Consider the following 16,490-nt stretch of genomic DNA (forward strand, 5'->3'; position numbering starts at 1 on the left):
CAGTTATTTGTTAATTCTATTATAATCGAAAAAAAGCCCAATTTCTTTCTTTTTTTAAGAAAGCCCCGGATGTCCGGGACTTTCTTAACACCTACAAAGAAATTGAACTTTTATTACTGGTTATGTTTATTAATCATTTATTGAAGGGTATCCCCTTTAATATTGTTTTTCTTTGAATCCGGCTTTTGATTACTTTTGGGTAAAACAATCGAAAAAGTGCTCCCCTTGTTGGGAATGGAGTCAATCTTGATTTTGCCATTATGTTTTTTTACGATGTAGTCAGCAATATTCAAGCCCAGACCGACACCGCCGGTTTCCCGGTTTCTGGCATCGTCGACCCGATAAAAGCGACTGAAGACTTTTGCTTTTTCTTCTTCGGTGAGACCGATTCCGGTATCTTTAACCTCGATAACCAGGTGTCGTTTTCCCTGGACCAGACATAATTGAACTTTTCCACCCATTGGCGTATATTTTATGGCATTGTCTACTAAAATTCGGACCGCCTGTTTAAGTCGTTCTTCATCGCCCCGATATTGGATCCCGGGTGAAATGTTCTCGCTGAGCTCAATTTCTTTTTCATTGGCCAGCTCAGTCATCAACTCGACCATTTGCTGACACATCGAGGATAGGTCAAAAACTTCCTTATCAATGGCCAGCCGCTGATTTTCAGCCTGGGCCAGCAGCAATAACTCAGAAATGAGTTTTGCCATGGTTTCCCCTTCACTGGCGATGTTGTTCAGCCACTTCATATTATCCTTGATCTGTTCATCTTCTTTGAGTTTCAGCACCTCAACATTGGTTTGAATAACCGTTAGCGGGGTTCGCAGCTCATGGGAAGCGTTGGCAATAAATTTCTTCTGATCTTCAAAAGTCTCTTTAATCGGCTGCAGCGATTTACCGGCCAGAAAATATGAGATCGGAATTAGCACCGCAATGGAACCTAAACCAATTAAGAATAAAAATGAAATAACATAGGCAATAATCGATCGTTCAGTTGATATTTGTTGAAAGACCTGGAGCACATAGTCGTTTGAATTATTGGAATATGGCAGCGTATATACCCGATACTCGACATTTTCTGAGACCAGCATATTAAATTGTGGCGTCTCATTTTTCTTAATGGCCAACTCGTAACCCATCATGATCAGATTGCGGTCTTCCACCTTCATCGATTTTACAACGCGGCTACTGTCCCACATAATAAATTGATAACCGAATTTATCATGAACCGAGTCCCCTGAATTGATGGGTTGGGAGGTGGTTTGTCCGTTGTTTGAAATGATTTCCTTGGCCACCGTCGTCAAATACATTTCACCGGAAAGAGTGAGACTCCAGTTCACTAAAAAACCCAGGAGAAAGATAAACATAAACATGAAAATAACCAGGATCAAGGTATTGAACATGGTAATCTTGCGCTTGATTTCTTTAAACATGAGCCTTAACTCTCCAACTTATTTTTTTCCAAGCGTATAACCTACCCCTCGGATGGTATCAATTTTAACCTGGGTATCGACAATTTTTTTACGCAGGTTATGAACGTAGATTTCAATATTATTCTCATTAACTTCTTTATCAAAGCCCCACACCCGATCCAGAATCTGTTCGCGAGTGAACACCTGATTAGGCCGTTTTAACAGCATTTCCAGAATCTTTGCCTCCTTGACTGACAGCTTAAATTCCTTGTTTTCGGTTTGCAGAATGTTCTTTTTAGTATTGAAACTGACGTCTTCGAAAACAATCGTTTCACCCTTGATTCCATGGTCAGGACGACGTCCCAGAGCGCGAATCCGGGCAAACAGTTCTTTGGCCGAAAATGGCTTGATCAAATAGTCATCGGCTCCCAAATCCAGGCCTTTTACTTTATCGTCGATGGTACCCTTTGCTGTCAGCATCAGCACCGGGGTGTTGATACCCTGGTCGCGGATCTGCTGCAGAATTTCAATCCCGCTTTTGATCGGCAGCATAATATCTAAAACAATGACATCATAAATGGGGTTCAGTGCAAATAACAGACCTTCCTCCCCATCGTTGGCAATGTCACAATCGATGTTTTGTATTTTACATAATTCCTGGAGTGCATCGGTTATTTTTTTTTCGTCTTCTACAAATAGTATACGCATAAAGCGACTCCTTCCATATTTTGAATTTTGATTATAAGCAACATCTAATTATAGAGCCGAAATCTTAAAGCTATATAAAACCTGGAAAATATGGTATTATTTTAGTAATTTGGAGGTTCCTCATGAAAGAAATACTCATTATTGAAGATGATAAGAAAATATCCCGGATCATTGAGCTGCAGCTTAAGCATGCGGGCTTTGAGACGGTTAAGGCTTTTACCGGTCGGGAAGGGATTGAAGCCTATCATCAAAACCCTGCCGTAGATCTGATTTTACTTGATATTATGCTGCCGGAGGTTTCCGGTTATGATGTTCTCAAATATATCAAGGCCCAGAATCATCATCTGCCGATTATCTTGCTGACCGCTAAGGACGATACCAGTGATGTGGTAACCGGTTTTGAATTGGGCGCCGATGATTATGTGACCAAGCCTTTTAATTTTGACGAGCTGCTGGCCCGGATCAAGGCCAATATCCGAAAAAACACACCGGAGACAGCACAAAACACCCATCTGGTTTTTAAGGACATTGAGATCGATCTGGACTCCTTCAGCGTTAAACGCCAGTCCCGGGAAATAAACTTATCCCGGACCGAATTTGATCTGTTTTATTATTTGGTTCTCAATCATGATCTGGTTCAGTCCCGGGAACAGATCCTCACCAAGGTCTGGGGCTTTGATTATGACGGCGGAGATAATATTGTCGATGTTTATATTAAATATCTCCGCGACAAAATCGACCTGGATTTTGATGAAAAGCTGATCCAGACCGTTCGGGGGCGGGGCTATGTGGTTCGATAAGCTGAATATCCCCGGTCGCAAAAAGCCGCTGAAAATATATCACCGGATCGTTTTCTTTTTTATTCTGGCCCTCACCGCAGTTCTAACACTGTCATTCTTAATGGTGTTCTTTTTTTCGCAACAGCTTATTTTAAACGAAAGCAAATCGACGATGATCCGGTTTAATAATTATGTCATCAATACCCTGGATGAAAACATGGCCACCCTGCTCAGTTTACCAGCGGACCAGCGACTGGAATTCATTTCTGATAAGCTGTACCCCTATGTCAAGGATAATTCCCTGATTGCCTATCAGCTGAAAGATAACCAGGGCAATATTTATCAGTCCTCGGAAATTCTGACTGATCTGCTGGTTGCTGAAAATCTGGAAAAATACAATTTTCATTTGTTCGAGTTCAGCTTTAATGACGATAATGATCAGATGATCTCAGTCAACTCGCTGCGCTACAACCAGATCGAATACTATTATCTGGGATCTTACTACGTACTGGAGGACGGCGATATCATTTATCTCCAGATTATCAAAAACCTCAATGACAGTTACGTGTTTATGACCACCTTGTTTGTCCTGATGATCGCCATCAGTATTCTGGGAATGATTGCAATTATTCTGATCGGTATTTACGGGACCAAACAAACCTTGAAACCGCTGATTGAAATTTCGGAAACTGCCAAGAACATCACTGAAAACAATCTCAATATACGGATCGAAGAAACCGGCAACAAGGATGAGCTGGATCAGCTGATCATCTCTCTGAACCAGATGATTAAGAAACTGGAGTCGGCTTTTAATAACCAGAAACGCTTTGTTTCTGATGCCTCCCACGAGCTGAGGATTCCCTTGACAGTCATTCAGGGCTATATCGACATTTTATCGGATTGGGGTAAAAACGACCCCCAGCTTCGGGATGAATCGATTGATGCCATTCGGGATGAAATTCAGGGTATGAATAAGATGGTTGAAGATTTACTATTGATTACGCGCATTGAAAATAATTATTTTGATGAAGATTTTGTCATTCTGGATGTTTCGATGCTACTGGAAAAGATTTTTTATCAGTGTCAAATGATTGATCCCGACCATCAATACATCATGGAGTCCTGTGACCATGCCTTTGTCCGGGGTAATGAAGGCCTGCTCATTCAGGCTATTCGGGGTTTGCTGGACAATAGCCGCAAATACACTCCGGTTGGCGGAACCATCACCCTGAGCTGTCGGGGTGACCATAAAAAAATGAATGAAATCGCGGTCAACGATAGCGGCTGCGGGATTCCCTCTGCGGAGCTTGAAAAAATTAAAGAACGTTTTTACCGCATCAATAGCGATCGTTCACGATCAACCGGCGGTTCCGGCCTGGGTTTATCGATTATTGACAGCATCATCAGCATTCATCGCGGCAAACTGGTCATTACCAGTGAATTAAACAAGGGCACCAAAGCTTCGATCTTTCTAAAAAAACATTAAAAAAGGGGCGATTTAATCGCCCCACGAGGTTGTCGATAAACTGCCGTACCGACCAATTGTTAATCTGTTGTTCGCCGCGGCCAATACGAAATCCGCTTTGCTCCTTTCGCATTAGTCGCGGGCAGTCGCCAACTACAAGCAAGCTTGTGATTGGCTCGTTGCCTGCGCGGAAATCGGACAGGCGATGCCGTGTCCGCTCCGATGCGTACAACATGATGTAACAATTGTCGGTACTGCTTTATCTTTTTTGACAGTCTGAAGGGGCGATCCTATACACCCCACTCAACTACTTATAAACATTCAGAAAAAATCTGAACCGCCTGATCAATTTCTGCTTTGGAAACGACCAGGGGTGGGACAAAACGAATGGCGTTGCTACCGGCAGTGATCAGCAGCAAGCCTTTTTCCATCGCCTTAGCGACGATGGCACCCAGATCGGCATCAATCTGAACACCCACAATCAATCCCATGCCGCGAACCTCTTTAATGGCAGGATGGTCTTTTTTCAAGGCCTCCAGTTTGCTTTTCAGATAATCACCTTTTTCCACCACCGCTTCGAAAAATCCCGGTGTGGTCAGGGTTTCAATGACATATTTGGCGGTGGCTGTCACAAATGGATTGCCGCCAAAGGTGGAAGCATGGGTTCCCGGTGTAAAGACTTCGGCCACATGATCTTTGGCAATAATACCGCCGATGGGGACCCCGCCCCCTAAGCCTTTAGCCATCGTCACCACATCCGGGACCACTCCGTATTGCTGATAGGCAAACAGTTTTCCCGAACGTCCGATGCCCGTTTGCACCTCGTCAAAAATCAGGACGATGTTTTGTTCATCACAGATTTTCCGGACTTCTTTTAAATACTCCGGATCGGCAGGGTATATTCCCCCTTCGCCCTGAATCGGTTCTAAAATGATCCCACAAGTTTTGGGGCTGATCTGAGCCTTTAGGGCGTCGATATCATTGTAAGGCACATGTGAGATTTCCGGCATCAGCGGTTCCAGGTTTTCCTGGTATTTGGGCTGACCGGTGGCGGTAATCGCGGCATAGGTTCGGCCATGGAAGGACTGTTCCATGGCAATGATTTCCACTGCTTCCTTATTTTTCTTGAGCTTGCCGTAAACCCGGCACAGTTTCAATGCCGCTTCACAGGCTTCTGCCCCGCTGTTGCAAAAGAAAACCTTGTCCAGTCCGCTGGCTTTGGTCAGCATTTCAGCCAGTTCAATCCCCGGTTCCGACCAGTAAAGATTGGAAATATGCACCAGTTTTTCCATCTGTGCCTGCATCGCTGTCAGCAGCCCCGGGTGCGAATGACCCAGGGCATCAACAGCGATCCCGGCCACAAAATCCAGATATTCTTTGCCATTATTATCCGTCAGCACACAGCCCTGACCCTTATCAAAAACCAATGGAAAACGCTTATAGGTTTCCATGATCACCTTGTTTCCTCGTGTTATTAAATCCATATTGTCCTCCTAAATAATGGAACGTCGAATCATCGTCCCCACCCCGGCAGCAGTGAACAGCTCCAGTAACATCGAGTGTTCCACCTTGCCGTCTAAAATATGTACTGAATTGACCCCCTGGTTCAAGGCGTCGACGCTGTTTTCGACCTTGGGAATCATTCCGCCGGAGATAATCCCCTCTTCTATGAGCTTGGGTACATTTTCAGCAAAGAGCCGCCGAATAATTGAATCCGGGTTATCCGGATCCATATAGACCCCATCGGTATCGGTGAGATAGATCAGCTTTTCTGCCTTCATTGCTTTGGCAATGGCATAGGCCACATGGTCGGCATTAATATTATAGCTCTGGCCGGTTTTATCGGTGCCAATCGGCGCAATAACCGGCAGATAGTCGTCTTTTAACAGAGTATTCAAGAGCCGGTTATCGACCCGGATAATGTCCCCGACAAAACCGATGTCCAGATTATTGATAAATTTCTTTTTAACCTTGATCATCCCGCCGTCCTTGCCGGAAAGCCCGACGGCATTCATTTCACGGTTCTGGAGTAGCTGTACAATTTCCTTGTTGATTTTTCCGGATAAAACCATCTCGGCAATTTCCACTACCTTTTCATTGGTGATCCGCAGACCCTCCACAAATTCGGTCTGGATCTCGAGATCATTTAGCATCCCAGAAATATCTTTGCCGCCGCCATGAACAATGATCAGACGGATACCAACCAGCCGCATCAGGGAAATATCATCCATGACCGACTGCTTTCTGGCCTCATCATACATAAAACTGCCGCCATATTTAATGACCATGGTTTTCTTTTTAAACTGTTGGATATAGGGCAAGGCTTCAATCAGAATCTTGGCCTTTTCAATATATTTTTCCATTTATTACTCTTTTCTTTATTTAACTCCGGTAATCGCCATTGATCTTAACATAGTCGTAGGACAGATCACAACCCCAGGCTACGGCTTTTTCGTCGCCTTCTTCCATTTCAACCGCAATATAAATATCTGTTTCGGATAAAACTTTTTTAGCTTCGTCTTCGTCAAAAGCGATCGGAGCACCGTCATTTAAAAGGGTAATCATCCCGGCCTGACTGGAAAAAACCAATGAAACCTTTAGTGGATCAAAGTCAGCCCCGGAATAACCCAAGGCGCAGAGCACTCGTCCCCAGTTGGCATCTTCGCCAAATAACGCTGTTTTGACCAGACTGGAAGTGATCACCGATTTGGCCAGCTTGCGGGCGTCATCCTTTGTTTTGGTACCGCGGACTTCCACTTCCACAAACTTGGAAGCACCTTCGCCATCGCGAATGATTTTTTTTGCCAGGGTTTTATGAACATAAATAAAGGCTTCTTTAAAAATCTCATAATCCGGGGTATTTTCCTGCAACGGCTGATTGCCGGCCATCCCGTTGGCGATCACCGTGACCATATCATTGGTACTGGTATCCCCATCCACAGAGATCATGTTGTAGGTATCCACTGTGGTTTCTTTCAACAATTTATCAAGCAGGGCCGGTTCAACCTTTGCGTCAGTCGTCACAAAAGACAGCATCGTGGCCATATTGGGATGAATCATACCCGAGCCCTTGGCCATGCCGCCAATCTTTACCAACTTCCCGTCGATTTCCACTTCAACGGCGATGGTCTTTTGAATCGTATCGGTGGTGAGAATCGTATTGGCGGCAATATCGCCGTCTTCCTGGCTATTTCCCAGTTTAGGCCCCAGGGCCTCAATCCCAGATAGGATTTTTTCCACCGGTAAGATCACCCCGATCACCCCGGTTGAGGCGATCAGCACATCCTCCGGCTGCAAGCCCAAAACCGTGGCCGCCTTGTTGGCTGTGGCCGCTACCGCTGCATCGCCTTTTTGTCCGGTACAAGCATTGGCGTTGCCACTGTTGACCACTACCGCCTGTTTATAGGGATTATTCATCACTTTATTACACCAGAGAATCGGTGCTGCCTTAACAACATTCGTTGTTGTCATAATACTGGTTGCGCCTGGCACTTCTGAAACAATCATCGCCAGATCATTTTTTCCGCTCTTTTTGATGCCGCAATTGATCCCTCCGGTTTTAAAACCGATGGGGGTTGTTACTCCGCCTGTCTTTATTACTTTCATGTCTTTACTCCTCGTATTTAAATGGCTGATCCAAATTTTTGTTTAGATTGGGAAATCGGCAATAAAGTCGATGCCGGTTTTTTCTGCCAGACCAAAACAGATATTCATATTCTGTACTGCCTGTCCGGCGGCGCCTTTAATCAGGTTGTCGATGGCCCCCACCACAACGACGTGGTTGGTCCGGGGATCGATTGTCAGCCCGATATCGCAATAATTGGTTCCTTTCACCCAGCGGGTTTCTGGCATCCGGTTTTCCAGGATTCTGACAAAATATTCATCTTGATAGAATTCTCGATAAATTGCCTTGACCTCTTCCAGGCTCAGGTCTGCCGTTAATTTGGCATAGGACAAGGCCAGAATTCCCCGATTCATCGGAACCAGATGGGGGGTGAACAGAATATTAAAGTCCTGCCCATTTAACAGCCGTAATTCCTGCTCAATTTCCGGGGTATGGCGATGGGCACCGATTTTATAGGCCTTGATGGTTTCATTGCACTCCGAGTACATCAGCTCGGTTATCGTTCCCCGGCCAGCTCCGGTTACCCCGGATTTGGCGTCGACGATAATACTGCTGGTATCAATGAGATTATTTTTTAAAAGTGGTGCCAGACTTAAAATGCTGCAGGTTGTATAACAACCGGGATTCGAAATGAGCTGGGCTTTTTTTATCTCATCCCGATGCAATTCGCACAATCCATAAACCGCTTCATTAAGTAATGGATGATTGAAATGCTCGGTTTTATACCAGTCTTCATAGATATCAATATCCTTGAGCCGAAAATCAGCCCCAAGATCAATTACCTTTGTTTTCTTTAGCACATCCGCCGTAACGGTTTTGGATGCAATGCCATGAGGTAAGGCCAGAAATACCACATCTGACTTTTCTGCCAGCGCCTTGATGTCCGTAGCTTCGCAAACAAGATCAGTAATACTTTCAAAATTTCCGTAGACATCACTAAATTTCAGCCCGGAAAAGCTTCTGGTTCCGATTGTCACTACTTCCACTTCCGGATGCCGCATAAGAATTCGGATCAGTTCCTGTCCGGCATAACCAGTTCCTCCGATAACAGATGCTTTAATCATTTTAATTTTCCTTTCCTTTCTTAAATGTCTTTGTTTAAGAATAGTAAGAGTTTAGGCAAACAGGATCGCACAATCGATTTGAATCAATTCGGTACGGGGTTTATCTACAATCTTAATATTCTATTTTTCTTCCCATTAATAATCTGCCAACACAAGTACTTTAAACACTTATTTTACCAAAATAAATGAAGTCTGTCTGTTAGTTTATGAAATTTATTAATATCTTATTTCTGTATTATACTCTTGTTATTATGCATAATCAAGCGTTTTTATGCATAATTATAAATAAATTATAAGTTTTTTCTTTTTATACTTGCATTTGTATGAAAATGATTGTATAATCATTCATGTAATTAAGTTTATTATACAAAAGTGATTGTTATCAGGAGGATATAAAATTGAAGAAAAAAGTAATTCTTGCCTATTCCGGTGGATTAGATACCACAACCATTATCCCATGGCTTAAAAATACCTACGACTATGAAGTTATCGCCGTATGTGTGGATGTGGGACAGGGCACCGAACTGGACGGCCTTGAAGAACGAGCCCTTGCTTCCGGAGCCAGTAAGTTATATATCGAAGATGTTACCGATGAGTTTGTCGAAGACTTTGTCTGGCCAGCCCTTAAAGCCGACGCTATTTATGAAAAAAAATATTTGTTAGGCACTTCCCTGGCTCGTCCCTTAATTGCTAAGGTACTGGTAAAATATGCAGAACTGGAAGGCGCTGAAGCCATTTGTCACGGTGCCACCGGTAAAGGTAATGACCAGGTCCGTTTTGAATTGACCATTGGCGCTTTGGCACCTCAATTAAAAATCATTGCCCCCTGGCGAATTTGGGATATCAAATCCCGAGAAGATGCCATGGACTATTGTGTCATGCATGATATAAAGGTGCCAATGTCGATCAGCAACAGCTACAGCCGCGATAAAAACATCTTACATATGAGTCATGAAGGTCTGGAATTGGAAGATCCTTCTTTAGAACCACAATATAAAAAATTACTGCAAATGACAACACCATTGGAAGAAGCACCCGATGAAGCTGAAATTGTCAGTCTTGACTTTGAAGAAGGTATTCCCGTCCGATTAAACGGCGTTGAAATGACTGGCCGGGAACTGCTTGAACAACTCAATATCATCGGCGGACGTCACAGCATTGGCGTCGTGGATCTCATTGAAAACCGGGTGGTTGGGATGAAATCCCGAGGGATTTATGAAACTCCCGGCGGTTCAATTCTTTACAATGCCCACGAAGAATTGGAACACATGTGTCTGGATCGCCAAACCTTCGGCTTTAAACAACAGGCTGCCGTTAAGTTTGCTGAATTAGCCTATAATGGCGAATGGTACACGCCCCTTCGTGAAGCTTTAACTGCTTTTGTGGATGAAACCCAAAAAACGGTTACCGGTAATGTTCGTTTGAAGCTTTACAAAGGCAATATTATCCTGATCGGTGTTGCTTCACCGTATTCGCTTTACAATGCCGAAATCGCCAGCTTTACCACCGGCGACTTATATGATCATAAAGATGCTGAAGGATTTATCCATTTATTCGGCTTACCGCTTAAGGTTCGTGCTTTAATGCGACTCAGCCGAGAAGAAAAAGGGGAATAAAACAATATGAAAAAAATGTGGGGAGGTCGGTTTTCTAAAAAAACCGACCTTTTAACTGATGATTTTAACTCGTCCATATCCTTTGATCAACGCCTGTATAAACAGGATATCACCGGAAGTATTGCCCATGCTCGAATGCTTGGGAAGCAAAATATTATCGATCCCGAAGAATCTGAAAAGATTATCGAAGCCCTGGAAGCGATTCTTCTCGACATCGAAGCCGGAAGCATCGAATTTTCGGTGTCGATGGAAGATATTCATATGAATGTCGAAGCGATTCTGACCGAACGCATTGGTGATGTCGGCAAAAAACTCCACACCGGCCGCAGCCGCAACGATCAGGTTGCCACCGACATGCGCCTCTATGTTAAAGAAATTGCCACTGACAGCAAATCACTAATCCAGAATCTGATCCTCACTCTGCTGGATCTGGCCGAAGATCATACCAATACCATCATGCCTGGCTATACTCATCTGCAGCGGGCTCAGCCGATTACCTTCAGTCATCACCTGATGGCTTATGTCGAAATGTTTAAACGCGACATGATCAGAATGACCCAGGTAAAAACCATGGCCGACACCCTACCATTGGGTTCAGGTGCATTAGCCACCACCACCTATCCACTGGATCGGGAAGCGGTGGCGGCGGAGCTGGACTTTGCCGCTGTTTCGCTAAATAGTCTGGATGGGGTTTCAGACCGGGATTTCTGTCTTGATTTCCTCGAAGCTGCCTCCGTGTTAATGATGCACCTCAGTCGTTTTTCGGAAGAGATCATCCTCTGGTGCAGTAGCGAATTTAATTTTATCACCCTCGATGACGCCTTCAGTACCGGCAGTAGTATTATGCCCCAGAAAAAAAATCCCGACATCGCTGAACTGGTTCGCGGCAAAACCGGACGGGTTTATGGCAACCTGATGGGTCTGTTAACGACCATGAAAGGGATTCCGCTGGCTTATAATAAGGATATGCAGGAAGATAAAGAACCGGTATTCGACACCTACGATACCATTAAAATCTGTCTGATCACCTTTGCCAAAATGATCAAGACCCTGACCGTCAATAAAGACACGATGAAAAAGGCCGCCGCCGGCGGTTTTTCCAATGCCACCGATGCCGCCGATTGGCTGGTTAAACATGGGGTTGCCTTTCGTGATGCCCATGAAATTATTGGCAAGCTGGTGTTTTTTGCTTTGGAACAGCAAAAAAGTCTGGATGAACTGTCCCTTGCTGAGTATAAAAGTGTCTCTCCGGTTTTTGATGAATCCATCTTTGCCGCTATCGATTTGAATGTTTGTGTTAACCAACGTAATATTATTGGCGGGCCGGCTGAAGAGCAAGTGCGAAAGGCGATAGCCCTTAATCATCAATGGCTTGCCCAAAACTAGAGTTTTAAGCCCAAATTGTCCTGCCAATTAAATCAAGAAAGTTTTTTTCACTTCCTTTGTCTTGTTTTTCACAAAGAAATATGATATGCTTTATAAATATTTAAACACAATTTGCACTTAATCAAAATATAGAAATAGAGAGTATGAAATGGGAAAATACAAGGTCGGTAAAGAAACAAAGGAAAAGATTTATGAAGCATCCAAAGCCTTATTTTATGAGAATGGCTATACCAGCACGACCTGCCTGAAGATTGCGAAGGAATCCGGGGCAAACGTTGGTCTGATCAACTATTATTATGGTTCAAAAGGTGGCTTGGGGATTGAAGTATATAACGAAATCATGTCTTCAATCAAAGCAAAAGTCACCGAAAATCTGGAAAAATTAGGGATTGAAGCAACTCTTTTATTGCAGACTGCCATCGAATGGCGGGTATTGAATAATAATATGCGTTTCAATAAAAATTTCAGCCGTTTTTATTATGATTTACTGGGCGAAAATGTTCTCTATAAAGAGCAGAGTGTGGTTACAGATTTTTACCGCAAACTGGCTGAAAGCTGCGATCTTCATTACAGCGACTTTGAAATAGCTTTTATTTCTTATGCCAGTGCCGGTGCTACCCAAGGCATTAATCTTGCCTATGATGCCGGACTCATTGATTGTTCTTCCCAGGATTTTATTAATTCCAGCATTCATCTTCTACTGAATAATATGGGACTTGATGCAAAGCTCAATGAACACGTAATTAACGAATCCTATGAAATCGAAAAAAAGATTACCGTGCGAATCGAAAAAAATTTCATCATCATCTAAGCAGACTAGTCCTTTTTCATGATCTTTTCATTGCAGCGTCGTGGTTAACCATGACGCTGTTTTTTTATCCTCAATTTTTCATCACTTCACTTATTTTCATTTTATTTGCGACTAATTTTTCAACCATTTTTACAACTACTCGATATCCTTTTCTTAGCTAAAGTCACTGTAAATATATCATTATTCAGGTTTTAAACGTTTATCATTTTTGTTTTATTGAACATTTTTCGTAATTTATCATTATTATACATTTTATGCTGGACAAACCCCATTTTACATGCTATTATCAAACCATACTTAAATACAACTAATATTGAATGAGAACAATTTATTATTCACTGAATTTTAACAGTCCTTTATTATACTATTCATCGTTCAGTGATTGTAGATAGTGCATTCTGGGTGTGTTGCAAATAAATTTAAAAGGAGGAGGGACGAAAGTAGAGGACATTGTTTATTGCACCCATGCGATCATTTGTTGCTGTCTGAAATAAACAGCAAACGTTTAAACAAGTGTTTTACATTAATTACTAACTTGTTAAAGGATCTGCGCCATTCTATCTGGTGAAGATGTACCCGTACACAACCCATCTCAAAAACCAGGGCTGTGTGAAAAAATTAAGTCTCCCAGTTTAATTTCAGGGAGATATCTTGAAGAGGTGAAATTATGAAAAATAGTACTTTCTTAAAAATTGCTGTTCTGTCTGTATTCTTTGTCCAGATGGGTGTCGGAACCATCACACCGGCAATCGCCAACATCGCCGCGGCATTCCCGGACGTCCCATTCACAACCCTGTTACTTGTTTCTACTTTAGCCGTATTAATGTCGGTCCCGGCGACCCTGATCTCTGGTCGACTTGCCGGCGGAGTTGTTAAATACAAAACACTGTTAATCGTCGGTATGGTCCTCTTTATCGGCGGTGGTATAGCCCCCTATTTCATGACTGCTTCCAGCTTTACGGCTATCTTAGCCGTACGTGCCATCTTTGGTATTGGTCTTGGAATTGTCACCCCACTAGGCGCCGCGCTGATCATTGCTTTCTTTGATGGTGAGGTTCGTGCTCAGATGATGGGTTTAAGTGGTGTTGTCGGTAACATTGGTGGTATCCTTTTCCAATTGCTTGGTGGGTTTGCTGCAACGATTTCCTGGGAATATGCTTTCCTTATTCACGGATTAGGTATTATAACCCTACTTATTATTTTATTCCTTCCTGAACCAGCTAAAGCACCAGTTCAAGCTGCTGGCGAAGCAAAACCAAAATTACCTGGGGCTGTGTTTGCCTTTGCCGGATTAATCTTCTTTATGATGGTTTTGATTTACCCGATGCTGGTTAACATGTCTTCAATCATTGCAGCCAACGGCATGGGTACAGCCGGTGATGCCGCCCTTGTCCTGACCATGTTTACAGTCGGCGGTATGGTCGGTGGACTTATCTTTGCTAAATCCTTCGGTATTTTTAAAAGTAAAACGATGGCTGTCGGCGTTGTGTTATTAGCCGTTGCCATGGTGAGCATTGGTCTTGGTAATTCTATTGTCTTTATGTATATTGGAACCACCATTGCCGGTATTGGCTTAAGCTTTATCATGCCAAGTATCTTTATGAATTTGGGGGCAACCGTTCATCCCAGCCAGATGCCAACTGCATCCGGAATTGTTATGGCATGTATGAATGTCGGTGGATTCTGTTCAGCCTATTTCTTCGCATTTTTAGCCGGGATTATGGGTGTTGATATGACTGTCTCCATTAAGTTTCCTTTCTATGTATCGATGATCGCCTTTACCCTTATTGCGGTAGGGCTGCTGTTTGTAAAGCCAAAACAGCAAATTGCCCCTCAACCTGAATAATAACGATCATTAGCAAAAGAGCCGTACATCCATAAAAGATGTACGGTTCTTGTTTTTTGGGGACATTTGACAGTTCTCGCACATCTTTAGCATTCTTCAATCTGGGCGACGTTTTTCATCGGTATCATCGTCAAGGCGATACCAAATAAAATAATACCAAAACCAATTAATGAATTGACTGAGGGAACCTCACCCACAAAGAAAAAAACGAAAATTGGATTTAGAAGCGGTTCCAGAAGTGATACCATTGACGCTTTCAATGCTGAAATCATCCTCACCCCCTTAAAAAATACCAGATAGGACACCCCGATTTGAAAAATACCTAAAAAAATTAGTCCCAGCCAACCGGCCATGGATAATCCCGAAAAATCAAACTGGGTTGAAAACAGTCCCAATATCACCAGACAAAGGATAATATTATTCAGACCGATGATTGAGTTATCCGAAACCGGATATTCCTTATCCATAAAATGCTGCACCAACGCATAGGCAACTCCGTTGCTTAATGCCAGCAAATCACCCCATCGGTTTCCTCCTGCCGAAGCGCTGAAGATGACAATGATCCCAACGAGTATAAACAACCGCGGAATCAATTCTCGGCCGGTTATTTTTTTCCCACGGATCACATAGTACAAATAAAGCCATAATGGCGCAGTGCATTGCAGGATGATGGCATTGGCCGCCGTTGTTATTTTAGTTGTTAGCACAAACATGATGCACAGATAGCAGTATCCGGTTGCCAGAACTAAAAAGTTTTTAGAAAACCGCAATTTTTTCCATTGGATCAGGGGCAAAAAAATAAGCCCGGCGATTAATGCCCGACCAAAAATGATGGTATAAGCATTGGCATTGATAAGCTTGATAAAAAGCCCGCCGGTGCTGAATAGTACCATGGCAATGAGCACATATAGGGTCCCTTTTGTTGTTTTCTCCATCGGTACCTCCCTTTTTCTCTTTCTACTTATCTTTTGATGATACCATACCCCTTCAATTTTTTCTCTATATTTTTACTTTTATTTCCTGTATAATATCCATAATAAATGGAGGTAAACTTTGTATGTTATCACAGATAAAAAGTAGCGGATTGCAAGGCGTAAATGGCGTAATCGTCACTGTTGAAATAGATATTTCCCGGGGATTACCGTCCTATTCTCTGGTCGGTCTGCCGGATACCGGTATCAAGGAATCAAAAGATCGGGTTTTTTCAGCCGTCAAAAATAATGGCTTTAAATATCCGATGGAACGGATCACCATTAATCTTGCTCCCGCAGATTTAAAAAAAGAAGGCCCGGCCTTTGATCTGGCCATTGCTCTGGGTATTTTAAGCGCTTCGGAGCAACTGACCTGGGATCATCCTGAAAATTATCTGATCATTGGGGAATTATCCCTCAGTGGCGAAATAAGAAGCGTCAACGGCGTGTTGCCGATGGTGCTGGCCGCCAAAGAAGCGGGCATTTCCAATATTCTGGTTCCCTATGATAACCGTCATGAAGCTGCCGTGGTTCAGAATGTGAATGTCTATCCGTTAAAAGATTTTCATGAGGCCGTCTCTTTTTTAAAGAACGAACTGATCATCGACCCCTTCAAGGTCGATCTCACTACGCTCCTATCCGTGGATAACAGCTGTCATTCCATTGATTTTTCCGACATCCGCGGCCAGGATCTGGCCAAACGCGGCTTGGAAATCGCGGCCGCCGGGGCTCACAACGTCCTGATGAGCGGCCCACCTGTCGCAAATTTATAAACATTATTCCATCATGAATAATATTTTACTCAGC

At 43.3% G+C, this 16,490-nt stretch carries 14 protein-coding genes; 7 read left to right on the top strand and 7 right to left on the bottom strand.

The genetic code is table 11. The features are described 5' to 3' along the window. Window positions 1–137 precede the first annotated feature (137 nt). Window positions 138–1,433 (bottom strand): ATP-binding protein, encoded by a 1,296-nt coding sequence (locus ABGU93_RS12085; RefSeq protein ID WP_347413699.1) that lies wholly within the window; start codon window positions 1,431–1,433, stop codon window positions 138–140. Between the two features lie 18 nt (window positions 1,434–1,451). Next, window positions 1,452–2,120 (bottom strand): response regulator transcription factor, encoded by a 669-nt coding sequence (locus ABGU93_RS12090; protein ID WP_026394376.1) that lies wholly within the window; start codon window positions 2,118–2,120, stop codon window positions 1,452–1,454. A 122-nt stretch (window positions 2,121–2,242) separates the two neighbouring features. Between ABGU93_RS12090 and ABGU93_RS12095 the strand changes: the two genes are divergently transcribed. Further along, window positions 2,243–2,920 carry a response regulator transcription factor gene (locus ABGU93_RS12095; RefSeq protein WP_347413700.1) on the top strand — a complete coding sequence of 226 codons (678 nt, stop codon included), beginning with the start codon at window positions 2,243–2,245 and terminating at the stop codon, window positions 2,918–2,920. Continuing rightward, window positions 2,907–4,385 carry an ATP-binding protein gene (locus tag ABGU93_RS12100; protein ID WP_347413701.1) on the top strand — a complete coding sequence of 493 codons (1,479 nt, stop codon included), beginning with the start codon at window positions 2,907–2,909 and terminating at the stop codon, window positions 4,383–4,385. Before ABGU93_RS12095 ends, ABGU93_RS12100 begins: the two co-directional genes overlap by 14 nt. Window positions 4,386–4,675: 290 nt before the next feature. Here the strand turns inward: ABGU93_RS12100 and ABGU93_RS12105 are convergent, their stop codons facing one another. Genes ABGU93_RS12105 through argC form a run of 4 tightly spaced genes read right to left on the bottom strand, consistent with a single transcriptional unit; the run spans window position 4,676 to window position 9,053 of the window. Continuing rightward, window positions 4,676–5,848, bottom strand: coding sequence for an acetylornithine transaminase (locus ABGU93_RS12105; RefSeq protein ID WP_347413702.1), 1,173 nt, complete (start codon window positions 5,846–5,848; stop codon window positions 4,676–4,678). Window positions 5,849–5,857: 9 nt separating this feature from the next. Next, entirely contained in the window at window positions 5,858–6,727 is an 870-nt protein-coding gene (gene argB, locus ABGU93_RS12110; RefSeq protein ID WP_026394372.1) for an acetylglutamate kinase, read from the bottom strand. 19 nt (window positions 6,728–6,746) lie between these two features. Then, entirely contained in the window at window positions 6,747–7,970 is a 1,224-nt protein-coding gene (gene argJ, locus ABGU93_RS12115; RefSeq protein WP_347413703.1) for a bifunctional glutamate N-acetyltransferase/amino-acid acetyltransferase ArgJ, read from the bottom strand. A 42-nt stretch (window positions 7,971–8,012) separates the two neighbouring features. Then, window positions 8,013–9,053, bottom strand: a complete 1,041-nt coding sequence (argC, locus tag ABGU93_RS12120) for an N-acetyl-gamma-glutamyl-phosphate reductase (RefSeq protein WP_347413704.1) — start codon at window positions 9,051–9,053, stop codon at window positions 8,013–8,015. 398 nt (window positions 9,054–9,451) lie between these two features. On the opposite strand from argC, the gene ABGU93_RS12125 reads away from it, so the two are divergent. From ABGU93_RS12125 to ABGU93_RS12140, 4 genes are all read left to right on the top strand, one after another. Further along, on the top strand, window positions 9,452–10,669 hold the full coding sequence (locus ABGU93_RS12125) for an argininosuccinate synthase (protein ID WP_347413705.1): 1,218 nt from the start codon (window positions 9,452–9,454) through the stop codon (window positions 10,667–10,669). Between the two features lie 6 nt (window positions 10,670–10,675). Further along, on the top strand, window positions 10,676–12,055 hold the full coding sequence (gene argH, locus ABGU93_RS12130) for an argininosuccinate lyase (protein ID WP_347413706.1): 1,380 nt from the start codon (window positions 10,676–10,678) through the stop codon (window positions 12,053–12,055). Between the two features lie 148 nt (window positions 12,056–12,203). Continuing rightward, a complete protein-coding gene (locus ABGU93_RS12135) occupies window positions 12,204–12,866 on the top strand; it encodes a TetR/AcrR family transcriptional regulator (RefSeq protein ID WP_347413707.1) in 663 nt (220 codons plus the stop codon). A gap of 667 nt (window positions 12,867–13,533) precedes the next feature. Beyond that, entirely contained in the window at window positions 13,534–14,712 is a 1,179-nt protein-coding gene (locus tag ABGU93_RS12140; RefSeq protein WP_347413708.1) for an MFS transporter, read from the top strand. An 86-nt stretch (window positions 14,713–14,798) separates the two neighbouring features. On the opposite strand, the gene ABGU93_RS12145 is transcribed toward ABGU93_RS12140, so the two are convergent. After that, window positions 14,799–15,647 (bottom strand): DMT family transporter, encoded by an 849-nt coding sequence (locus ABGU93_RS12145; RefSeq protein WP_347413709.1) that lies wholly within the window; start codon window positions 15,645–15,647, stop codon window positions 14,799–14,801. Between the two features lie 122 nt (window positions 15,648–15,769). Between ABGU93_RS12145 and ABGU93_RS12150 the strand changes: the two genes are divergently transcribed. Beyond that, window positions 15,770–16,456, top strand: a complete 687-nt coding sequence (locus ABGU93_RS12150; RefSeq protein WP_347413710.1) for a magnesium chelatase domain-containing protein — start codon at window positions 15,770–15,772, stop codon at window positions 16,454–16,456. The last annotated feature ends 34 nt before the right edge of the window (window positions 16,457–16,490 follow it).

Source organism: Acetobacterium sp., from assembly GCF_039830195.1.
Taxonomy (GTDB): Bacteria; Bacillota; Clostridia; order Eubacteriales; family Eubacteriaceae; genus Acetobacterium.